Raw genomic sequence first — 24,674 nt, 5'->3', positions numbered from 1 at the left:
ATAAAATTACTCTTTCAACGAAAATTTATCCATTAATGTATACACTGTTGGGCGACTAACGCCTAACATCTCTGCGGCTTGAGAGATATTATCTTGACACAACCCTAACACTCGAAGCACAGCTTGACGCTCCGCATTATCACGCACTTCTCGCAAATTAAAAGGAGCTGGACTCTCCTCTATAGACAACTCAAGATCATCAGCAGTGACCTGATTTCCATCACACATGATCACTGCACGTTTGATTCGGTTCTCTAATTCACGCACATTACCTGGCCAGCGATATGCATCAATTGCGCTTAAAGCATCTTGACTAAAACCACGTAATTTCCGACTGTATTGTGTACTGAACTTTTCAAGAGTAGTGCGGGCAATAAGAACTGCATCACCTTGCCGCTCATTGAGAGGGGGTACATTTATAGTAACTTCACTGATACGGTAATACAAATCCTCTCGAAATGTCTCTTTCTCAATCATGGAGGTAATATTTTGATGTGTCGCACATACAACTCGTACATCAACAGAAATTTCAGAGTTCCCTCCTAGGCGCTCGATAACGCGCTCTTGCAAGAAACGTAATAATTTAGCCTGCAATGGCAGTGGCAAATCACCCACTTCATCCAGAAACAGTGTGCCGCCATTTGCGTGTTCAATTTTACCGATGGTCTGTTTTGTTGCACCGGTAAATGCGCCTTTTTCATAGCCAAACAGCTCACTTTCCAATAAAGCATCAGGGATTGCAGCGCAATTAATGGTCACAAACCTGTTTTCAGATCGTGTACTCAAATCATGTAATGCACGCGCTATTAACTCTTTTCCAGTGCCGCTTGCACCAAGAATAAGCGTTGTAATATCGCATGGTGCAATTTTTTCAACCGTACGACATACTTTAAGCATCTGAGGGCTGTTCGATATTACATTTTGTAACGCCCCCCCACTTTTTTGTATTAACTGGCGATTTTCTTGCTCCAATTGATGCAACTGATGGGCTCGCGCCACAATTAAGGAGAGCACTTCAGAGTCGATCGGTTTTTGGTAAAAGTCATAAGCACCCATACCAATTGCACGCACCGCACTATCCCGCTCCTCGTTACCGGTCACCATAATGACTTTTGTATCAGGTGCCAAGGCAAGTATTTGCTCTAACGTTGCAAAACCTTCAGTTGAACCTCCTGCATCAGGTGGCAACCCTAAATCCAATGTTACAACTTGTGGTTCATAACGCCTCAAACATGCAAGCGCATCCTCTCGCTTACCCACAACCTGTACGTCAAAACCATCGAAACACCAACGCAACTGACGTTGCAAACCGGGGTCATCCTCTACAACAAGTAACTGTTTTTTACTTTTTTTCAAAAGAATTCCTTTTATTGAATAGAGACAGGTAGATGAATAGAAAATAGTGTACCACTGCCCAGCGTGCTCACAACATCAACTTCTCCACCTAACTCTTGAATATAAACACGACTTTCATAGACACCTATCCCCATCCCCACGTCACCCTTGGTTGAATCAAAGGGGCGAAACAAACGATCACGTACAAACAGAGTATCCATACCCGTACCATTATCCTCAATTTCAATCAAAGCCATTCCACCTTTTTGCTTCAATCGGATTTCAATGTTTCCAGTTTCAGGAGTCGCTTCCTGAGCATTTTGAACAAGGTGTTCAAATACAGCAGCCAACCGATCACTATCGGCCTGCACCGCCAACACATTCGCACTTTTATGGCAGTGAAGCTTTGGAATGGGTTTGGACACTCGCCTCAAAGCAACAACTTTTACCAGCAAATCTGACAGTGAGACCTTTTCTGATAGACTGTCTTTAACCTGTCTATGACCTGATTTCAACTGCGTTAACAGTTTGTTCATTTTAGCGACAGAGTGATCAACTGTTTGAATGGCATCATCCACAAATGCCGGGTTACCTTTATGTTTTTCAGCATTACTGACAACTAATGATAACTGAGCGATAACATTTTTCAAGTCATGCATTACAAAGGCTGAAAGTTGATTGAATGCTTCAAATTGTCGTGCATCAATCAATGCTCTGTTCACATCATCCAGCGCCAGATAACTTGCGACTTCCCGACCCGCCACTCTTAATAAATCAATATCTTCCCAATTAAAATCACTATCCGTCTGAGCCCCTTCAAGCACAACAAACCCTAACAGATCACTGTGTTGAATTAATGGCACGACCAACCATGCACTTTGAGTTTTTTTTAGCCAAGACGGTAAAATCAAGTCTGCATACAGCGAATGGTTATCTCGATATTCTTTTAAGTTGACCACCCACTGTTTATCTCGCAAAAACGTAATCAACGCACTGTCATTCGGCTCTTTTAATGTATAATCTGTACCCGCTTTCCAGACAGTCACTGGCGAGTAGCCTCTTTTGGAGGCTCGCCTCATCCACAGTACTCCACCGCGACACATGACACTATCAACCATTGCTTTAATCGCTCGTTCGCGCAAGCCCTTCTCTCTTCCCATGGAGAGGTTGCGATTAAAGCGCAACCACTCCTCACGATAATCATATTTATGTGAAAAAAGATGTTTGCCGTACAATACCTTCAGGTGGGCTCGTAAATGTTTTGAAAATATAAGAAATAGAAAAAAGAGCATGGCACAAAATAAAAAAACAACCTGAGCCACCCTTCCCCAATCACCGCCATAGTCGCGAACATAATAACCACCCACCACCATAACGACAAGGTAACCCGCAGTGCCCAGCAGTGCCGTACCATGAAAAATAACTCGCCTGGAAACAAAAACCTTAAATGACCACTCAGGGTTACGAAATGCCGCCACAAAAAAGCAGGGAACTATCAGAGCGCTGATGACGCCCCGAGCGCTCCAGAACTCTTGATCAACTTGCCTGAAAAGTAAAGCATCTGTATACAATAAAAAGTCGAATGCAAACAACCCACCCAAACCAAAACAGAGGTATTTAATGGCCCAAAGACGTTCGTTTCGTGCTGCACGGAAAAGATTCTCAACAAGCACAAGTCCCGCAATCGCCAATAGAACAAAGACTAAAAAATGTACCCACAACCACTCACTGACAATTCCTCCCCACAAGACATAATAAAGCAATACAAAACTCTGAAAAAACACCAGAGCAAACATGCCTATTATAATCGTGCGGTACTTTATGTTAAAGTCATTATCACTATCAGCCGCGCCCAATAATTGCAACAAAAAAGTTAACCATAACAGATCTCGCATGCACTCCAGTAGCAGCACAAACATGTACACTTGATTATTAGATGTTGTTGCAGCATATCCAGCGAAAGCGGCCCACACAACGGTCGCAAGCGTTGCCAATAAAATAATCGCACCCTGCAAGCGACCTTGCCAACGAATTATCAAAAAACCCGCAAAAGCTAAATATAAAATAGCGGCCAGCGAATAACTTAACGCCCCGATATTCATACCGTCAAGCATATTGCATCAGCGCCCACCTTTATTCCAAAATACCGCTGCAAACGTTTGCGCGATAATCATCAGATCAAACAACACTCCATAATTTTTTACGTAATAGAGATCATATTGCAATTTTTCTCTGGCATCTTTTTCTGAATCACCATAGGGATAACAAATTTGAGCCCAACCGGTAATGCCGGGCTTTACACAATGCCGCTCTGCGTAATATGGAATATTTTCAGAAAACTGCTCTACAAACTCGGGTCTTTCTGGACGCGGCCCTACAAAGCTCATATCACCTTTCAGTACATTCAATATTTGGGGCAGTTCATCAATTCGCAGTTTACGAATGACCGCACCGATACGAGTCACACGGTCATCATTGTCTGAAGCCCACTGTGCCTTACCATTTTTTTCTGCATCGACTCGCATGCTGCGAAACTTAAACACATTGATCAACCGCCAATTACAACCCACACGCACCTGTTGATAAAATACAGGCCCACGATCATCCAGCTTAATAGCACACGCCACCAGCAACATGACAGGCCATGCCAGGCTCAATAACAACAAACTAATAATAATATCGAAAATTCGTTTACCATAAAAATTCACCTGACTATGATTAAAGCCATCTGAAAAAACCAGCCAGCTCGGTGTGACGATATCCAACATGACCTTTCCCACCTGCCTTTCAAAGAAAGCAATCAGTTCAACAACCTTGCAGCCGCTCATTTTACAGTCAAGCAACTCATTGACTGACAACACACCTCGTTGCTCATCAACCGCAACGATAATTTCATCAGCCTGATATAACTGCACTAGTGATAATAGATCTGAACTCTCCTTGATTAATCTATCTTCCGGCACATGAGGTTTCTCATCCCCCACTACAATATAACCCACAATTTCCATACCAATAAGATCTGTTTTACGTCGAAGTCGTGCGCCTATTGTCGCCGCCTTTTTACCTGCTCCTAAAACTAAAACCTTTATCGCACCACCATTTTCATTCACAGCACTGAAAGTCATAACTCTTAAAAAAACTATAATAGTCAATGAAATAAGCAGAGCAAATACGAATACACCACGCCCAATCAATAGATCTGGAAACAGGTAATAAATAAATATAAGAAAAATCGCGCCCAACAAAAAACTCATACAAACACGCCAGATCAGTTCTCTTTTATTTGCCCTCATATGGCGTTGATATAATCCCATACCAACAATAAAAGCCATAATGACCGCAGCAAATATGGCGGCCCTTAGAAGCAGTTCACCATGGCTTGTCCGCACAATATAATCATCCCCCCAAAAGCGCAGAAAAGCACCCAGATAAAGAGAAAGCAGAAGAACTACCAGCTCAAGAACAAATAAAAATGCATATGGTTTTGGAACGTAATGTTTCTGAATTCGATACATATCTATAATTTTAATCCGGAAATTTCATAAAAAGGGCGGATCTCGTTTAACCTATTGATAATATCATCATTGTAGCGGCTCAAATAGTGCTTTGAGATCATCGGCTGAAAGTTTTGCATCCGCTTCTTTTTTACCACCGCCATAAATACCTTGAGCCAAAGACTGTTTTTTTGCTTGCATCGCAAGTATTTTTTCTTCCAATGTATTTTCTGTAATCAGCTTATAGACGAAAACAGCGTTCTTTTGGCCAATACGATGCGCGCGGTCGGTGGCCTGATTTTCTGCTGCGGGGTTCCACCACGGATCGTAATGAATCACGGTATCTGCTTCGGCAAGATTCAGACCAACACCGCCCGCTTTCAGGCTAATAAGAAAAATATTGGCTTGACCACTTTTAAACATCTCAATCGCCTCATCGCGCTTGCGAGTCTGGCCCGTAAGCTTGCTGTAGGCAATGCCACGATCTTTCAAAGCATCTTCAATAATGGCGAGCATTTTAGTGAACCCGGAAAACAGCAAAATACGCCTTCCTTCTTCAAGCATTTCAGGCACCATATCCATCAGCAACTCCATTTTAGCCGACTCTTTCACTGCTTGTGCCTGTTTGAGCGAGAGTATCGCGGGATCACAACAAGTTTGGCGCAGTTTGAGTAACGCATCGAGAATCATAATGTGGCTGCGAGCCAAACCTTTGCTGGCGATGCTGTCACGCACCTTTTTCTCCATCGTCAAACGAATGCTTTCGTAAAGCGTTGCCTGTTTTTTACCCAGGCTCACTGTGCGAATAATTTCAGTTTTCTCTGGCAACTCGGTGACAACTTCTGTTTTGGTACGACGCAACATAAAGGGTGCAATACGTTTTACTAGGCGTGCTCGTTGCTCATCATTTCCGTGCTTTTCAATCGGTGTACGAAATAGCTGTTTGAACTGTTTTTCACTGCCGAGCAAACCCGGCATGGCAAAATCAAACAGTGCCCATAGTTCACCCAGATGATTTTCCATCGGCGTGCCTGTGAGGCAGAGACGATTTTGCGTCTTGAACTGACGTATAATTCTTGCGGCTTTGGCACGGGGATTTTTAATAATTTGCGCTTCATCCAGCACTACATAATGGTACTCATGAGCCAGCAGATGTTCTTCATCACGCACCAACAATGGGTAAGTGCTGAGTATCAAATCGTGATTTTTAATTTGATCAAATTTATGGTGACGATCCGACCCTTGTAGCACTAATACCTTCAGTTCAGGGGTAAATTGCTCAGCCTCACGTCGCCAGTTACTCATCAAGCTGGTAGGCGCGATAATCAGGCATGGTTTATCCATACGTCCTTCGCTTTTTTCAAGCAGTAGGTGTGCCAGTGTTTGTACTGTTTTACCCAACCCCATGTCATCCGCAAGTATGCCGCCAAAGCGATATTCACGTAAGAACTGCAACCAATTCAAACCATTTTTCTGGTAGTCTCGAAGGGTCGCCCTTAGTCCATCGGGAACCTTAGCTGTTGCAATTCCTTTAAAATCCTTGAGTTTACGACCCAGTTCACGCAGCGCTTCACCCCCTTGCCAACGCAACAAGGCTTCACTATTTTCATCCAGTTCGGCTAAACGAGCAGCATCGAAACGAGACATACGCAAAGAGCCATCATCACTGAGACTATCACCGTTGTAAAGCTCATAAAGTGTATCAAGCACAGGCTTTATCTGCTCGCTGGGCAGTGTCAAATATTCATGGCCACCCAAAGGAAGTGTCAGAGTTTCAGGCAGCTCTTGCTGGTCGTATTCAGATAGCAATTGAACCACCAAAGGCAGCAGTGGTATTTTTTTACCATTGACTTCAATGTCAAAACGCAGATCAAACCAGTCATTTTCACCCTCAATTTCTACATCCCAATCTTGCGACTGGTGAAACTTGAGATGAAAGCTTTCATTGATTTTTATTTGCCACCCTTGTTGCTCAAGATCTGGTACGACTTCTTCAAGAAATTGCTGCCAGCGCCCTGCTGACTCTGACCTGTTTTCACTAATACTGGCAAAAGCAACATCACCTTCTTCATTGCTCATCGGATCAAAGCCATGCGAAAGCAATAGACCAATCGCCTCCTCTTCCACCATGAGATCACGGTGCACACGTAATAATTTGTTATCAACCTCCAGATTGCGCCACTCTGTTTGTGGATGTATTGATAGCTCATAGCCGCTGTAAGAAAAACGCAATTGCATCATATGAACATGTCGATCCGGTGATGCCTCTACCCCCATCAACATTAATACAGGTTGTGGTTGCTCATTTTCAATTGTGAGAAGCTCCACTTTCCCCGGTGATGGCAGTGGTAAACCCGGAAGAGAAGTGATCAACTTGCGGCTAAATTCATCCGCCAATTCAAGCGGAACAGCGGGAACTTGCTGTAGTTTTTCTAGCTGTTCCAGTGAATAAGGCACATCGAACAAGGCACCGACCACACCATCATTTGCATCAAGATAGAGTGGCGGTTCTGTCAATAATAGCTGGCCTGCCGGCTCAATTAATGTTTGTAAAACAGCCGTGTTATTTTTTTCCTTCCACTGCAATTTAAGTGATCGTGCATCACTCAATTGAAGCGGTGTGCCTTGGGTTGATTGCCAAAAACAACGACCTGTCTGCAAGATTTTACTCAGAGCAACAAAGCCGAGTTCACCATAGAGTGCAAGATTGTTATACATTGATGCACTTTGTATGGCATCCAATAGTTTGGAAATTTCTCTGTCGACATCCTGTATAACATAGCCACTACTATAATAACTGTAAGTAAGTGCATAAAGCTGAATAGCACGCCCCTTGCTTAGGCCGCCTTTTTTAAGTGGCTTTGTTGAAAGCAATCTAACCTCTAATATTCCTTTTTTATTACTGAAGTCGAGCACATAAGCCATAAAACCACTGCTTGGATCTTGAGGTTGCTTCTCTTCACAGCTCGCGGCCATATTATCTAACCAACCGAGTGCTGCACGCAGATCAGGCTTTCTTTCTATTTTTGAACTCAATTCCAGCGTCTCTTGAAGCTGCAGACAGGCTGCAACAACGTGTTTGCAGTTAAAACCGACTGGGCAACTACAGTCACCATCAATACTGACATTAAACAGATCAGATAAAGTAACCTCGATTCTTTGTTTATAGCTATTTCGTGTACTGCCTTTAACCACTGAGTGCACAACTAACCCATTACCAATTTCTTCGTACTCTAAGCTAGCGACTAAACCGACATCAAAGTAGTCTAAACCACGTTGATAATGACGATTACCGCACTCTTCTCTTATATCGTTACGTTTTAGTTTTTTCATATTGAATTTTATTTATATCAAGCAGGCTTCATTATTTGCAACTCCACGCATGATACCTTTTTTGAGTGTTATAATCTTGAGCATTTAAAATATAGAAAAATAGACATAAGGCTTGGAAATTCATGCAGCAATATCTAGATTTGATGCGTCATGTAAAAAAAAGTGGTGTAAAAAAAGAAGACCGAACTGGCACGGGCACACTCAGTACATTTGGCTACCAAATGCGCTTTGATTTGCAGCAAGGTTTTCCTGCCGTCACCACTAAAAAACTTCATTTCAGATCTATTATTCATGAGCTTTTGTGGTTTCTTAAGGGTGACACCAATATCCGTTACCTTAAAGAGAACGGCGTTTCCATCTGGGATGAGTGGGCGGACGAAAATGGTGATTTAGGGCCCGTGTACGGTTCTCAGTGGCGCTCATGGCCGACTCCAGAAGGCAAAGCCATTGACCAAATCAGTGATGTCATCCAGCAAATCAAGAACAATCCTGATTCAAGACGAATGATTGTTAGTGCCTGGAACCCTGCTCTGGTTGATAAAATGGCGCTGCCTCCATGCCACGCTCTGTTCCAGTTTTATGTCGCTGATGGAAAATTATCTTGCCAACTTTATCAGAGAAGTGCCGATATTTTTCTCGGCATACCTTTTAATATTGCATCCTATGCCTTGCTGACCATGATGATTGCACAAGTCACCAACCTACAAGCGGGAGAGTTTATTCATACATTGGGTGATGCCCACCTCTATTCAAACCATCTTGAGCAAGTGGATACCCAGCTGGCACGCGCGCCCTTTCCATTGCCCACCATGGAGATTAATTCAGAGGTCAATTCGCTTTTTGATTTTTGTTATGATGATTTTACGCTGAAAAACTATCAGTGCCATCCAGCCATCAAAGCACCTATCGCGGTTTAACCTGCTTCAAAAGATGCTTACTTTTTTTTCGGAACATACAGATCTGTACACGTACCCTCGGCCATTTCAGCCGCAAAATTAAAGGTTTCTGAAAGAGTTGGATGAGGATGAATCGCCAGAGCAATATCTTCAATATCTGCACCCATCTCCAATGCAAGTACCGCTTCGGCAATCAACTCTCCAGCATTGGGGCCAACCATCGCAGCCCCTATAATTTTGTGGTCTTCACCAAAAAGAACTTTTGTCATTCCTTCATCACGTCCCAGTGACAATGAACGACCGGAAGCAGCCCATGGAAATACGCCCTTTATGTATTTGATGCCCTCTTTTTTACACTCATCTTCTGTTTTGCCCATCCATGCGACTTCTGGATCGGTGTAGGCCACCGACGGAATGGTGCGAGCATCAAAGAAAGATTTTTCACCGGCAATATTTTGTGCGGCAACTTTGCCTTCGTGAGTGGCTTTATGCGCCAACATGGGTTGACCGACAACATCACCGATTGCATAGATGTGATCGACGTTAGTATGCTGTTGTTTGTCGACTTCGATAAAACCCCAGTCGTTAACAGCAACCCCTGCTTTTTCAGCATCAATCAGCTTACCGTTAGGTGTACGACCGATAGCGACCAGTACACGATCAAAGGTATCCGTTTCGGGTGCGCCTTTACCTTCAAAAGAGCAAACAAGACCTTTATCGCTCGGTTCAATGGCAGTGACTTTGGTATTCAGGAAGATATTTTCATACTTTTTCTTGATGCGACGTTCCAGCGGACGCACCACATCACGATCAACCCCCGGAATCAGACCGGACGATAATTCAACTACACTCACTTTTGACCCCAACGCATCATATACAGTCGCCATCTCCAGACCGATAATGCCACCACCAACCACCAATAAACGTTTAGGCACTTCTTCTATCTCTAGCGCATCAGTAGAATCCATCACACGCGGATCATCCCACGGAATAAAAGGCAGTTTGGTCACACGCGAACCGGCGGCAATAATGCAACTTTCAAAACCAACGATTTTTTTGCTGCCGTCTGTCGATTCAACTTCAATGGTATTAGGCGAAGTAAACTTGCCGTAGCCGTGAACAATTTCAACTTTGCGCTGTTTGGCCAGGTGCTTCAAACCACCCGTCAATTTACCAACGACTTTCTCTTTATAGCCACGCAGTTTGCTTAAATCAATTTCGGGTTTATTAAATGCAACACCGATTTCGTGAAATTCAGCGGCTTCGTTAATCACTTGCGCTGTATGCAACAGAGCTTTTGAAGGAATACAACCGACATTCAGACAAACTCCACCGATGCTTTGATAACGTTCGATCAAAACGACTTTTTTGCCTAGATCAGCCGCACGAAAAGCTGCGGTATATCCACCAGGGCCCGAGCCCAGAACAACCACTTCGGTGCTGATATCAATATTGCTCATCATTTTGCCCCCATCACAATACCAATCATAATAATAGACGACGTGTATCAGACAACACGCGGCTCAGAAATTTCGTGAAACGCGCGCCATCAGCGCCATCAATGACACGATGGTCATATGAAAGTGACAACGGCAACATCAAACGAGGCTCGAACTCTTTACCATTCCAGACAGGCTGTATTTTAGAGCGTGAAACACCCAAAATCGCAACTTCGGGCGCATTCACAATTGGTGTAAAGTTAGTACCACCAATGCCACCCAGGCTGGAGATTGTGATAGACCCACCTTGCATATCCGAAGGCTTTAATTTTTTATCGCGAGCTTTGATGCTGATTTCACCCAGCTCAACTGCCAGATCGACAATACTCTTGTGATCTACATCACGCACCACAGGAACCACCAGACCATCTGGAGTATCCACTGCAATACCCACGTTATAATAACTCTTCAAAATCAGGTTTTCACCGGTCGCATCCAGCGAAGCATTAAATCGAGGCAGTTTTTTTAGTGCAGAAACAACAGCTTTCATCATAAACACCAGCGGTGTAATACGAATCCCTTGCTCTTTATAATCAGCGCCCAGCTCTTTGCGGAAAGCTTCCATATCGGTGATATCGGCTTCGTCGAACTGTGTAACGTGAGGAACAGTCACCCAGTTACGATGCAAAAACTGACCCGTCAATTTGTTGATTTTAGTTAATGGCTTGCTTTCGATCTCACCCCATTGACTAAAGTCAATGTCAGGCATGGGTGCAACACCTAAACCACCACTAGCTGCGGATTGGCTCAGAGCACGTTTCACAAAGCCCTGGACATCATCTTTAGTAATTCGACCTTTACGACCCGAGCCATCAACCTGACCCAAATCAACACCCAGTTCACGAGCAAACTTGCGAACAGAAGGCGTTGCATACGCCTTGGCAAAAGAGTCTTCGTTGATCTTTGCCGTGGGTGAAGTTTTAGAGGCAGGTGTCGCTGGTTTTGGCGCTTGCACTGGAGGCGCTGACTTTGCGGGCTCTGGTGTCGATACTTCTGTTTTCGGAGTCTCTTTTGTCTCAACTGGCGCTGCTGCTTCACCAGCAGGCTCCAAAATCAGCAGCAAACTCCCCTCTGAAATTTGATCCCCTATGTTTACTTTGAGCTCTTTTACCACGCCCGCTTCAGGCGCAGGAATTTCCATCGAAGCTTTATCAGATTCCACTGAAATCAGCGAATCTTCCGCAGCAATTGTGTCGCCCACGGAAACCAGAATTTCAATGACTTCAACACCATCAAAATCACCAATATTTGGAACTAAAATTTCTTTACTCATATTTAATCGCCTACCTTGGTTACGCGTGCAGAGGATCTGTTTTTTCAGCATCAATACCATATTTGTCTATGGCTTTAGCCACGGTTGAAGCATCCATCTGGCCTTCGTCAACCAGAGCTTTTAAAGCAGCAACCACAATATTCACTGCATTCACTTCAAAATGTTTGCGCAATTGTGCTCGTGTATCGGAACGGCCAAAACCATCGGTTCCAAGCACCACATAACGGCCAGGTATCCACTGACGAATTTGATCGGCATAGTTGCGAATGTAATCAGTTGCGGCAATAAACGGTCCTTTACGACCTTTCAATGTTTGAGCAATAAAAGGGGTGCGAGCCTTTTTAGTCGGATGCAGACGATTCCAGCGCTCGCAACCGTTCGCTTCGCGGGTCAACTCGTTAAAGCTTGTTGCACTAAAAATATCAGACTCCACGCCCCAGTCTGTTTTGAGAAGATCAGCTGCGGCAATCACTTCACGCAAAATTGTACCCGACCCCATCAGTTGCACTTTCAGTTTTGATCGTGCGCCTGAACTGAATTCATACATCCCTTTAAGAATACCCTCTTCAGCACCCTTCGGCATGGCTGGATGTGTGTAATTTTCATTCATGGTCGTCACGTAGTAGAAAACATTCTCCTGCTCTACGTACATGCGCCGTAAACCATCTTGAATAATAACAGCCAGCTCATAGTTGAAAGTCGGGTCGTAACTGACACAATTAGGGATTGTGTTTGCCGTCACCAGTCCATGGCCATCCTGATGTTGCAAACCTTCACCGGCCAATGTGGTACGACCTGCTGTAGCACCAATCAGAAAACCACGCGCCTGCATGTCACCCGCCGCCCACGCCAGATCACCAATGCGCTGAAAGCCGAACATGGAGTAATAGATATAGAACGGAACCATATTCACCGCATGGTTCGCATAAGAGGTTGCGGCTGCAATCCAGGAAGACATCGCGCCGGCTTCATTAATTCCCTCTTCCAGAATCTGACCCGACTTGTCCTCTTTATAGAACATGATCTCGTCTTTATCCTGCGGTGTATAAAGCTGACCTACAGAAGAGTAGATACCCAACTGGCGAAACATGCCTTCCATACCAAAAGTACGCGCTTCATCAGGCACGATGGGGACAACATATTTACCCATTTTTTTATCACGACAGAGAATCGTCAACATGCGTACATAAGCCATGGTGGTCGACATCTCTTTTTTGCCACTGCCTTTAAGCAACGCATCGAATGCTTCGAGCCCAGGCACTTCTAACGGTGCAGCGGCTTGCTGACGCACAGGTAAATAACCACCCAGCTCCTTGCGACGCGCATGCATGTATTTCATTTCCGGGCTATCTTCTGAAGGTTTGTAATATTTACCTGCAGCAGCATCTTCATCATTCAGAGGAATGTTAAAACGATCACGTACGTAGATCATTTCATCATCAGCCAACTTCTTCTGTGAGTGTGTGCGATTCTGCGCTTCGCCCGCAGCGCCCATTCCGTAACCTTTTACCGTATGAGCCAAAATAACCGTCGCCTGACCGCTATCAACAGCAGCCTTGTAAGCCGCATAAACTTTATGGGGATCATGGCCACCACGATTCAAACGCCAGACATCATCGTCTGACATTTTGGAAACCATCTCCAACAGTTCTGGATATTTACCAAAAAAGTGCTGACGAACATAAGCGCCATCTTTAGCTTTATAATTTTGGAAATCACCATCTACGCACTCCAGCATACGTTTTTGCAGCAAACCATTTTTATCCTTGGCAAGCAATGGATCCCAATAGGAACCCCACAATACTTTAATGACATTCCAGCCTGCACCACGAAAACCAGCTTCAAGCTCTTGAATAATTTTTCCGTTACCGCGCACAGGGCCATCCAGGCGCTGCAGATTACAGTTGACGACCCAGATCAGGTTATCCAGATTTTCACGGCCTGCGAGTGAAATAGCACCCAAAGATTCGGGTTCATCCGTCTCACCATCGCCAAGAAAAGCCCAGACTTTACGCTGTTTAGTATCCGCCAAACCACGATCTTGAAGGTACTTCATGAAACGAGCCTGATAGATCGACATAATCGGCCCCAACCCCATAGAGACCGTTGGAAACTGCCAAAAATCAGGCATCAACCAAGGATGAGGATAAGAAGAGAGCCCACCACCATCGACCTCCTGACGAAACTTATCCAGCTGATCTTCGCTCAAGCGACCCTCTAAAAAAGCGCGAGCATAAGTCCCTGGCGAAGAGTGGCCTTGAGAGTAAATTAAATCCCCGCCGTGCTCATGGCTGGGAGCACGCCAAAAATGATTAAACCCGATATCATAAAGCACCGCCGCAGAAGCAAATGATGCAATATGCCCCCCCAGCTCTGCCGACTTACGATTGGCTTTCACCACCATCGCCACTGCATTCCAACGTATAAAAGAACGAATACGCTGTTCAATCGCTTGATCACCTGGGTGAAGTGCTTCCATATGGGTTGGGATGGTATTTACATAGGCTGTATTCGCAGAGTAAGGCAGGTTAGCACCCGAACGGCGCGCCTTGTCAATCATCTGTTCTAACAGAAAATGGGCTCGTTCAACACCTTCGTTTTCGATGACAGCTTCAAGAGCGTCAATCCACTCCTGAGTTTCAACGGCATCAATATCAGGAATTTTTGACAGATGAGACATATGGTGACTACAACCTCGTATTAATTCTATTAAATCCAACTGATCCGAGTACGAAAGACCAACCTGAACAAAGCCGCGATTCTAACCTTTTTTTCCATAAACAGGAAATTAAACACACTTATTCGAACCCTTGTTTATTACGCGCAAGCAACTTGGCATATTGACCTTACATTCGACATTGGCTATGGTAATGGCATCTGTAAAGTCAAAGGATTGGCTGGTAGTTGCAACCCTTCGCACTTAAAACAAGGCATACAACTCCAAATTATGGACATACTCGACTCTGTTGCCAAGGTTACAGAACACAAAGACAAGGATTCACTAGAAATCAGTTTGGTTACGACCCTCGCTGAACTTTACCAACCCACCTCCATTCGCCTGTTAAAAATCACCAACACACAAACCAACGCAGAAGCTTTGGTCAGCATGGCGTATCACTCAGACAGTAAAACAGTCGATACCTCCACTTTAGAGATAATCCCTATCGATCAGGATGACAGTTTGCAGCTGTGTCTCACTCATACCGAGCCGGTCATAGATACTGATTACCATCACCAGTTTACTCGAGCCATCTATCCAATATTTAATCACCAAAATAGTGTGATTGGCTTTATTGAACTCGTGACCTCATCATTTAATGAGGCTCAAAATAAACTTGTAACTGCATTTATGAAAATATATCGCAATTACTTGCGTATTATAGACGAAAGCAATCACGATACACTCACAGGCCTCCTCAACAGAAAAACCTTTGATTCTAATTTTTACAAAATTCTTCTAGAAACTAAAGCGATCGAAGAAAAAAGTCACAAACGACGTAAAATAGAAGAAACCAATTACTATTGGCTTGCTATTGCGGATATTGATAACTTCAAGCATGTGAATGATACATACGGTCATCTGTTTGGCGATGAGGTATTGATACTTTTAACCCAAGTCATGGGGAGCACTTTTAGAAATAGTGACATGCTCTATCGTTTTGGTGGTGAAGAGTTCGTTATTATTTTATCTCCCACAGAGGCTTTTGGTGCCAAGTGCGCTTTTGAGCAGTTCAGAAAAGCAGTTGAGAGTTACAAATTTCCGCAGATAGAAAAAATCACAATAAGCTTGGGCTTCACTCAAATAAAACCTATGAATACACCCACCAGCACGATTGATAAAGCCGATGCCGCACTCTATTATGCAAAAGAGCATGGGCGTAACAGCACCTATGAATATGAGCAATTGGTCAAGAATGGAAAACTCGCCCCGACAACGATTAACACAACAGATGTCGAGCTTTTTGATCACTGATTCATAGTGTGCAATATGTTATTCCACTGCGCCCTCCAGCAGCAGCTATGATCTCCCTTTATACTGATTAATTTTGCATTCGGCTGTCGATCTATTACAGGATCAAGCCATTGCACTTGAATATTGTGATCATCTTCTGCCACATAGTGCCACTGCTCTATTTTTGCTGAAAGTGGTGGGCGTAAAGCAGGGTTCAGAGAGCCTTCCAATGGGCTGTAGCCATGAAATAGCGTCCATTTTTTAATATCAAGATTTGCCGCAAGTGTTATAACCGCCTGGACTTTATCAATTCGCTCAGCCAATAACATAGCCAATGCACCCCCACCACTATGCCCCATTAAAACCACCGACTCATAGCCACTGGAATAGTGCTTAAGCGCAACAGCCATGCTATTCACAACAGGCTCAGAGTAGCGCCGATGTGTCCACCAGATCGGTGAACACGGCGAGGGCTGCTCAAAATAACAGGGACGACCTAAATAAACAGCAGGCGCATCATCCAGCGCCATAAGCTCCATCATTAATAGATGACGTGGGGTCGGGTCAAGTGAAACCCGGTTTTTATGCAACCAGGGACGGCCATCCCCTTCAATATATACATGCAGCACACGCCCAACACCTGCTTTAGAAAAAACCACATGTTGAAACAGATCACCTTCTATTTTTTCTGCATGAAAACCAAAACGCATCGACACGTCGTAATATGCAGGAACCAGACTGCAACCGCTTGCGAAAACAAACAAACTGCCACAAAAAATTGATATACACTTCATCATTACAATGACCTCAAGGTACGCTTACGTTTGACCCCTACAATAGCTAAATGTTATAAAGAAGCGCTTCGATACATGCAAAATAACCAATCTGAAAATCTATGTATACAGACTATTTTGGCTTAACGGAACCTCCTTTTAGCTTAACCACAGACCCTCGATTCATCTATTGGAGTAAAATTCACGTAAAAGCCAAATCCTACATGGATTTAGCTTTGTTAATGGGTGATAGCTCTATTATTGTCACTGGAGAAATTGGCTCAGGAAAAACCACACTCGTTGACCATGCTGTTTCAGGGTTGGGTTCATCTACTGTGGTCGCTTACATTCACCAAACACGATTAAGTGAAGCTGAGTTTATACAGTCGGTTGCAGTGAAGTTTGGAATTGATGCCTTCAATAGCAAAAAAGTTGAACTATTAGATCTTATTAACAAATATTTAACTCACCAATATAAACAGGGAAAACGTGTTCTTTTAGTTGTTGATGAAGCGCAAAATCTCGATCAAAAAATGCTTGAAGAGGTGCGCTTATTGTCAGGACTGGAGATACACAACAAAAAAGTTCTGAATATCGTTTTGGTCGGACAACCCGAACTGAATGATACGCTTGATACCGCAGAGATGGAACAACTGCTACAACGTGTTCGCTTTCGTTTTCACCTCACAGCACTCAGTGAGAATGATATAGAACCTTATATCACTCACCGACTGAAAGTCGCAGGTTTGCCAAACCAATCACTGTTTGAAACTGATGCATACCCTATCATCCATCGTTATACGGGCGGCATCCCTAGGCTCATCAACGTATTATGTGACATGACACTTATTGGTGCATATGCGGAGGAACTTAAAACAGTCTCTAAAGATTTAGTTAAAATTGCAGTGGCCGAGCTTAGGTGGGTTCCTTACAGCGAACGAAAAATACATAAAAAACAACCTGAATATTTACCTGATTTTGAAATACCGGAGTTGTCCAAAAAACTACCCAAACTACTCCTCACGATGGAAGGAGAGTATGTTGCAGAGTATCCGCTTGATACTCCGCTGGTTCGACTGGGGCGTAAAAAAAATAATGATATCGTTATTTCTAGCCCGGAAGTCAGCCGCTACCATGCTGAAATAATGATGCAAAATAATCGGGCGACTATTCGAGACAATGGCAGTGCCAATGGTGTACTGATTAATGACAAACCGATTGAAGAACAAAAGCTCAATCACGGTGACATCATCACCATTGGCTCACAACAATTTACATTTCAAAACCATGCATAAAAATAGTATCACCTCCTATCTAAACATATTGTTATCTCTCCTTTTTATTTTAGGATCGACCAATATTCAAGCTCAGTCTGAAACGAAGCATGAAATTGTGCTCGTCATGAGTAATTCACAAAGCATGTCGGTGAATGATCCCGACAAACTGGCTCGTGTTGCAGCCCTTGAGTTCATTGAATCACTTGAAAATAGTGTCAAGTTTGGATTGGTTTATTTTGATGAAAAGACCACCATCGCCTCGCCACTCCTAGCACTTGGTGAGTCACGAAAAACTGTGCTGGCTCACATTGGTCAACTCGAACCAGGCTTGACGCAATCAAACAGCCCTGAAGCGATGCAAAAAGCATTTGAAATACTGACCGACGATAATGATACAAACACTGCTGTGCAAAAATCTATTATTTTCCTTAGCGACCAACCGGTTAACACAGGTGACACCGTTCAAGACCAAGAAAAACAACATTGGTTAACCAATACTTTTTCATCTGCTGCAGTAGAAGAAGGGATTAAAATTTTTGCTATTTCACTGATAAACAGTTTGGCAAACAATACATATCAAACACTCGCAGAAGATTTGGCAAAAAATACATCCGGTCAATATTACGCGGCAAACAGCGCACAGGAACTGCTTGGCATTTTTAGAAAAGTCAGTGCACAAATAACTGGGCAATCCGTTTCCATATCTCCAACCAGCGGAATTTCGATTAATACATTAACCGAGTATGACGCAAGCCTCAGCCCTATTACCGAAGATGAACCCACAATTAAAACAGTCAATCCAGAAAATAGCAGCGAACAAAACACGATCCAGTTTTCGAATGTTGCACTTGTTATCGGGTTTCTTGTTGCAGGTTTATTATTCCTGATTTACTTCAAAAATAGAGGCAAAGATAACTCCAGCGGTTCATCAAGAAATGTACGGCCAATCATCACCCCAGTACCAGAAGCCTATCTGGAAGATATTCACCGTATAACACTTCGAAAACATTTAAATATTGGACGTTCATCCACTATCATAGGACGTGCCATTGGCAATCACTCTTCTGAATTTCATTACATTGAAATTGACCAAGATACAATCAGCCGCGAACATGCTGTCATTGAATACCGTGATAATGCATTCTATATTAATGATAAAAACAGCTCGAACGGAACATTCATTAATGACCAAAAAATCAACCAATGGCAGCGTCTGAGCCACCTTGATAAAGTGCGTCTGGATAAATATGAATTCATATTCATTCTCCCAGCAATGCAGGTTAACGACAAAGCCAAAAGCGCATTACCAGAAGCACTATTAGAAGACGCGACTGTCATTGACATGGCACCGCAACGAAAAAAATCAGACTCAAAACCAAATCCGCAACCAGAAATTCAGTTAGACGAAGAAGACGCGCCAACAATTTTCATGGCCAAGCCGAAAAAAAGAGTGATACCGCCCCCCGATGAACCAAAAAACAGCACCTAAACCCTGACCCCATTTTGAGCCAATAACAATGTTAAATAAATTCACTCTATTTTTTCTTATCTCACTTTTTTTTATCGCGATGTCACCCATCACGGTGGCGGAAAATAGTGTTTCGCCCAAAGCGCTCGACTCTGAAATTCAGTCCCTTAAAGATGAAGTATTAAAACTCAACAGGGATCTTTTTATTTTAGAAGAAGAGTTGCTTTTTCCGGTCAACACCCAAATCACTGTTTTTGTCTCTGTTGATGTCGGTGAGTTTTTCACCCTTGATAGTGTTCAGCTAACAATCGATGATACACAAATCGCCAACTACCTTTACACTGAAAGTGAAGCCGATGCCCTCCGGCGCGGGGGTGTTCAGCAGCTTCATATAGGCAATATCCGCCATGGCTCACATAAACTCACCGCTTTTTTTACCGGAAAAGGTCCGAATGAACGAGACTATTCACGTGCAGCCACTACTTCGATTAATAAAACAAACGAGCCCAAATATGTCGAACTAAAAATAGTCGATCTAGAGAAAAAACAGCAACCCTCATTTGATATCAGGGTGTGGGAACCTGAAATTTAAAATGCGCATACAGTTACTCTTTTCTGCTCTACTTTTTGCACTACTGAGCAGTGTCGCTAATGGTCGTGACATCATGCCCACTCAAACAATTGAGTCCATCAAAACGCCCCATTATGGTGAAACACTACTGCACTTTTATCAGCAAAACTATTACACCGCCATCACTCACCTGCTTGCCGCGCAGAAACAACAACGTCTGAAGCAACATGAGCATGATGCTGAAATACTCTTGGGAAGCCTATATCTCGCTTATGGAATACATGACCAAGCAAGTAAAATTTTTGAACGTCTAATTAAAGATAAAACACCTGTAGAGACTCTTAACCAAGCCTGGTTTTTTTTAGCAAAAATTTACCACCAACGTGGCTACACCCAAAAATCTCAACAGGCATTAATAAAGATTGAAGGCTCGTTAAAGAACAATGAATTACAACAACAACGGCTGCTGTTAGAGGCTTCAATACTCACGAAAAATCAATCTTATGAAGACGCTGCAACCGTTTTAAAAACAATACAACCTGACTCCATTTTGGGAATGTTTGGCAGCTATAACTTAGGTGTTACACTTATAAAAAGTGAACAGTTTCAACAAGGTATTGATGCGCTCAACCGTGTTGCTGAAATGAAAAATGGCAATGAAGAGTTCAATGCGCTCCGTGACCGTGCAAACCTGACCTTAGGGTTTATCTATCTGGATCGCTATCAGGGGCATCAGGCACAAACACATTTCGAACGCATTCAACTTGATGGCCCTTATGCCAGTCAAGCACTTCTGGGGCTCGGCTGGACTCACTCAGCCCTCAGTCAATTTCATCAAGCACTCGTTTACTCCCAAGAGCTCCAGCAACACAACAAACTGGATGATGCGGTACAAGAATCACTGCTTGCCGCTCCTTATGCACTGAATCAGCTCTTTGCGCATAAACAAGCATTGCAACAATACCAGCAAGCCGTCGAAATTTATAAGACCCAGTTACAACGGATTCAATATTTTATTGAATCCATTCCCGGCAGTCAGCTTGCAAATACCTTATTAGGCCAGCCCAATCAAAATGAAACGGATGGACCTTGGCAGTTGCAAGAGCTGACCAATATCACTGAAAACTATTACCTTCAGGTGCTTTTTTCACAAAATGATTTTCAAGAAGTCCTTAAAAGCTATCGTGATCTGGTGTTCATGAAAACTAAATTACAACAGAGACAGAGCGATCTCACACTCTATTACGACATGATTGATGTACGCCGTAACATATTAAAGAAACGCAGTACGGCCATAGATAAACAGCTCGATGCGGCTCACTTGAACACCGTCAACGCCCGGTACTCAACACTCACCCAACAGTTTGCACTGATTGAAAAAAATAACAGCAGCCAGTCACTCGCCAATGCTCAGGAAAAGGAGCAACTCGATAGAATCAAACGTATCGAACAACGCATTGAACGACTCGCTACACACCCAAACATCAATCACTACCAAGGTCGCCACCGACTACTTAAAGGCCTGGTTTTATGGAATATCAACAGTCAATTTTATAAACGTTTACAGGAAAAAAAACAATCTATTCAGTCACTTGATGACAATATAAAAGCGTACGATCAATACCAACAAAATATCAAACAAAAACAACATGATGTTGCACAAACATTTGTATCTCACCAAAAGCAGATCATATCGCTTCAAAAGCGCACCCACGATCTACAGATAAAAATAGAGCAACTATTGAATAAACAGTCTCATCATATCGAACAGATGGCGATTACCGTACTAAATAAAAAGAGTCAACGAATCTCTGATTACCTCGCTCAAGCCAGCATTGCAATTGCCCAGATTTATGATCAGGCAGATGAAGAAAAGGGTGTCCAGCAGTGAGAAACCTATTTTTTATCGTGATTTTTTTCATGTTATTAAGCAGTGGTTGCACAACCTGGAATCAGCAACAATCCAAGGTCATTACACTCAAATCTCTTGAAGATAACGCGGTCACCATTGAGCAGCACCCAGTCACAGAGGTCAACCACAATAAAACGATTAATGCGTATAAAACTGTTTTGGAACGCGCCACAAAAGGCAGCCCATATTACATTGAAGCTTTGCGCCGCCTTGCAGATATGGAGATGGAACGTGTTGATGATTTAATCTCCTCATTCAACAACACCAACCAGCAAAGTGAAGAGGCAATCTACAAGCAAGTCATTGCACACTATGAAGAGCTGTTAAAAACCTATCCCGACATGCCAGCCAAGGACCGAGTCTTGTATCAGTTAGCCAAAGCCTACGAACATAATGGACAACTGGAGAATACCCTCAAGGCGCTGGATACTTTAATAAAAGATTACCCCGGCTCCCCCTACCTTGGGAAAAAACAGAGCATCCCCGAACTCTCTTTTGGCCGCCCACAAAAAAAGAAAACCACCTCAAAATACCTGGGTGAAGTGCAATTTCGTCGCGGTGAAATAAATTTCACCCGTCAATCATACGCTGCGGCAGAAGCCGCATATGCGGCTGTTATTCATCTGGGAGACAAAACCAAATTTTATGAACGAGCCATCTATAAACACGGCTGGTCACTTTACAAGCAAGGAAAATATGCAACAGCACTCAACTCTCTATTTGCCCTGCTAGACATCAAGCTGAATACAAAAAACAGGCCATGGGAGCAGACTCGGGGCTTGCAAAGCAGTGAAAAAGAGTTCAGAAATGACACCTTGCGTGTTATTTCACTCTCATTCAGTTATATGGACGGCGCATACTCTGTGTCAGAATTTTTTGCCAAAAACAAACGTAACTATGAAATTTTAATTTACGACTCTCTGGGACAGTTTTATCTGGATAATGACCGCATTGATGATGCCACAGATACATTTTTGACTTTTGTAGAACAACACCCTGAACACGCTCAATCTCCCTTTTTCTACTTAAGAGTTATTTTTGCTTATAGCCAAAATAACCAGATACAACACGCGCTCAATGCAAAACAGGAGTTTATCAAACGCTTCGGCATAAAGAGTAAATACTGGGCTTCCACCACACCCACACTACGCAAAAAGCTGAAACCTTATCTAGCCAGCACAATGGGTGATTTAGCGCGCCATCACCATGCTCAGTACCAAAAAAATCCCACTCAAAACATCTCCTCATATGCTCAGGCAGTCCTATTGTATCGTCAATTACTAACCCTATTTCCTAAAGATAACGATGCAGCGAATATCAATTTTATGCTTGCAGAAATTTTATTTGAAAATAGATCGTATCAGAAGGCCGCCATTGAATATGAAAAAACGGCCTATAATTACCCACCACACAAACACTCCAACGAAGCGGCTTATGCGGCTCTCACCGCTTACAAAAATCGCCTTGAACAGCCCAGCAAACCCCAGACAAACCAATATATTGCGCTTGAAGCCCAAATGATAAAAAGCGCCCTGCGCTTCACAAAAGCCTTTCCTGATGATGCCAGAACACCTGTCGTCCTGATCAATTCCGCCGAAAAACTTTTCGCACAGAAAAAAAGCAAGGCCGCAGCATCTATTGCTGAACGCATTCTAACTCTAGAGAAACAAAATATTGATGCAAAAATAGAGCGGACAGCCTGGGCGATTATCGCTCATACTTATTTTGAACAACAAAATTACATCAAGGCAGAAGAGGCTTACAAAAACACCCTGAAACTCACCCCTTTTAAGCACCCTGAGCGCAAAGCCTGGCAAGAACAACTTGCCGCATCAATCTATAAACAAGGTGAAGCCCTGCAAAACAAAGGAGAGGCAGCGCTTGCTGTAGAGAGTTTTTTACGTGTTAAAAAAGAAGCGTCTGCCTCCTCCGTTGCGGCTGTTGCAACCTACGATGCCGCAGCGCTGCTAATCACCATGGGACATTGGAACCGAGCAACTCAAGTTCTCGAATATTTTATTACAGAATTTCCAAGGCATAAATTGCAGCCCAACGCCTTGGCACGCTTATCGGAAACCTATATTAAAAATAACCAACCCGCAAAAGCCGCAGGTGTATACGAGGCTCTATCAACAAAAGAACAAAACCCGGATATCCGGCGTGAAGCGGCCTGGCAAGCTGCAAAGCTCTACGAAAAAGGTCAACAACCTTTGCAGGCTATCGAAGCCTATAAACGCTATATAACGCTCCACCCTTTTCCAATTTCACAAGCCATGGAAGCACGCCACCATCTAGCACTACTTTATCAACAACAGGGAAACAAGAAAAAACAACAATATTGGTTAGAAGATATTATTAATACGGAAAGAAGCACCGCTGACATAAATAAAACTGACCGAATGAAATACATTACAGCAAAAGCGGCTTTGGCACGGGTAAAACCACAGAATGCTGCTTTTCATAAAATTAAACTGGTCAAACCATTCAAGAAAAACCTGACGCAGAAGAAACTGAAAATGACAGCCGCACTGAATGGTTATCAAAAAGCAATCGCTTATAACGTCGCAGATATTGCAACAGAATCAACGTACCGGATTGCTGAAATTTACAATGAATTTGGTCATGCACTGATGACTTCAGAGCGCCCTTCAGGTTTGAGTGCTGAAGAACTTGAGCAATATGAAATATTACTGGAAGAAGAAGCGTATCCTTTCGAAGAAAAAGCCATTGACACACACACAATCAATGCCAGACGAATTCAATCAAAAATTTATGATCAATGGGTCAAGAAAAGCATCAAAGCACTCAAAAAATTATCACCTGCTCGTTACAACAAACAAGAGAAAAGCACACCCTATATTTCCACTCTGAAATAGGCGTAAAGAGCCCCT

At 43.3% G+C, this 24,674-nt stretch carries 15 protein-coding genes; 7 read left to right on the top strand and 8 right to left on the bottom strand.

The features are described 5' to 3' along the window. Positions 1 to 6: 6 nt before the first annotated feature. From prsR to L3J70_08960, 4 genes are all read right to left on the bottom strand, one after another. The gene (gene prsR / locus L3J70_08975; protein ID MCF6236483.1) at positions 7 to 1,356 is read right to left on the bottom strand and encodes a PEP-CTERM-box response regulator transcription factor; all 1,350 of its coding nucleotides are present in this window, start codon (positions 1,354 to 1,356) and stop codon (positions 7 to 9) included. A gap of 11 nt (positions 1,357 to 1,367) precedes the next feature. Further along, positions 1,368 to 3,449 carry a PEP-CTERM system histidine kinase PrsK gene (prsK, locus tag L3J70_08970; GenBank protein ID MCF6236482.1) on the bottom strand — a complete coding sequence of 694 codons (2,082 nt, stop codon included), beginning with the start codon at positions 3,447 to 3,449 and terminating at the stop codon, positions 1,368 to 1,370. 6 nt (positions 3,450 to 3,455) lie between these two features. Continuing rightward, a complete protein-coding gene (locus L3J70_08965) occupies positions 3,456 to 4,850 on the bottom strand; it encodes a TIGR03013 family PEP-CTERM/XrtA system glycosyltransferase (GenBank protein ID MCF6236481.1) in 1,395 nt (464 codons plus the stop codon). 66 nt (positions 4,851 to 4,916) lie between these two features. Beyond that, entirely contained in the window at positions 4,917 to 8,162 is a 3,246-nt protein-coding gene (locus tag L3J70_08960; GenBank protein MCF6236480.1) for a DEAD/DEAH box helicase, read from the bottom strand. Positions 8,163 to 8,284: 122 nt separating this feature from the next. On the opposite strand from L3J70_08960, the gene L3J70_08955 reads away from it, so the two are divergent. Further along, complete coding sequence (locus tag L3J70_08955) at positions 8,285 to 9,079, top strand: thymidylate synthase (protein MCF6236479.1); 795 nt, start codon at positions 8,285 to 8,287, stop codon at positions 9,077 to 9,079. Between the two features lie 17 nt (positions 9,080 to 9,096). Here L3J70_08955 and lpdA read toward each other — a convergent pair whose 3' ends face one another. From lpdA to aceE, 3 genes are read right to left on the bottom strand one after another with little or no spacing between them, the layout of a single operon-like run. Next, complete coding sequence (gene lpdA, locus L3J70_08950) at positions 9,097 to 10,521, bottom strand: dihydrolipoyl dehydrogenase (protein ID MCF6236478.1); 1,425 nt, start codon at positions 10,519 to 10,521, stop codon at positions 9,097 to 9,099. Between the two features lie 22 nt (positions 10,522 to 10,543). Continuing rightward, entirely contained in the window at positions 10,544 to 11,830 is a 1,287-nt protein-coding gene (aceF, locus tag L3J70_08945) for a dihydrolipoyllysine-residue acetyltransferase (protein ID MCF6236477.1), read from the bottom strand. A 19-nt stretch (positions 11,831 to 11,849) separates the two neighbouring features. Further along, positions 11,850 to 14,510 carry a pyruvate dehydrogenase (acetyl-transferring), homodimeric type gene (gene aceE / locus L3J70_08940; GenBank protein ID MCF6236476.1) on the bottom strand — a complete coding sequence of 887 codons (2,661 nt, stop codon included), beginning with the start codon at positions 14,508 to 14,510 and terminating at the stop codon, positions 11,850 to 11,852. Positions 14,511 to 14,777: 267 nt separating this feature from the next. Here aceE and L3J70_08935 point away from each other — a divergent pair, with 267 nt between their 5' ends. After that, on the top strand, positions 14,778 to 15,803 hold the full coding sequence (locus L3J70_08935; protein MCF6236475.1) for a GGDEF domain-containing protein: 1,026 nt from the start codon (positions 14,778 to 14,780) through the stop codon (positions 15,801 to 15,803). On the opposite strand, the gene L3J70_08930 is transcribed toward L3J70_08935, so the two are convergent. Continuing rightward, positions 15,797 to 16,579: an alpha/beta hydrolase gene (locus tag L3J70_08930; protein ID MCF6236474.1), complete on the bottom strand. Its 783-nt coding sequence runs from the start codon at positions 16,577 to 16,579 to the stop codon at positions 15,797 to 15,799. The genes L3J70_08935 and L3J70_08930 overlap by 7 nt on opposite strands. Positions 16,580 to 16,677: 98 nt before the next feature. Between L3J70_08930 and L3J70_08925 the strand changes: the two genes are divergently transcribed. Genes L3J70_08925 through L3J70_08905 form a run of 5 tightly spaced genes read left to right on the top strand, consistent with a single transcriptional unit; the run spans position 16,678 to position 24,659 of the window. Continuing rightward, a complete protein-coding gene (locus L3J70_08925) occupies positions 16,678 to 17,850 on the top strand; it encodes an AAA family ATPase (protein MCF6236473.1) in 1,173 nt (390 codons plus the stop codon). Then, on the top strand, positions 17,762 to 19,321 hold the full coding sequence (locus tag L3J70_08920) for an FHA domain-containing protein (protein ID MCF6236472.1): 1,560 nt from the start codon (positions 17,762 to 17,764) through the stop codon (positions 19,319 to 19,321). Before L3J70_08925 ends, L3J70_08920 begins: the two co-directional genes overlap by 89 nt. Before the next feature lie 28 nt (positions 19,322 to 19,349). Beyond that, entirely contained in the window at positions 19,350 to 19,892 is a 543-nt protein-coding gene (locus L3J70_08915; protein ID MCF6236471.1) for an AraC family transcriptional regulator, read from the top strand. 1 nt (position 19,893) lies between these two features. After that, positions 19,894 to 21,762 carry a hypothetical protein gene (locus L3J70_08910; protein ID MCF6236470.1) on the top strand — a complete coding sequence of 623 codons (1,869 nt, stop codon included), beginning with the start codon at positions 19,894 to 19,896 and terminating at the stop codon, positions 21,760 to 21,762. Beyond that, positions 21,759 to 24,659 carry a tetratricopeptide repeat protein gene (locus L3J70_08905; protein MCF6236469.1) on the top strand — a complete coding sequence of 967 codons (2,901 nt, stop codon included), beginning with the start codon at positions 21,759 to 21,761 and terminating at the stop codon, positions 24,657 to 24,659. Before L3J70_08910 ends, L3J70_08905 begins: the two co-directional genes overlap by 4 nt. The last annotated feature ends 15 nt before the right edge of the window (positions 24,660 to 24,674 follow it).

The organism is Gammaproteobacteria bacterium (genome assembly GCA_021648145.1).
In the GTDB taxonomy this organism is placed as follows: Bacteria; Pseudomonadota; Gammaproteobacteria; order JAADGQ01; family JAADGQ01; genus S141-38.
This window is presented reverse-complemented; position numbering and strand designations above follow the sequence as displayed.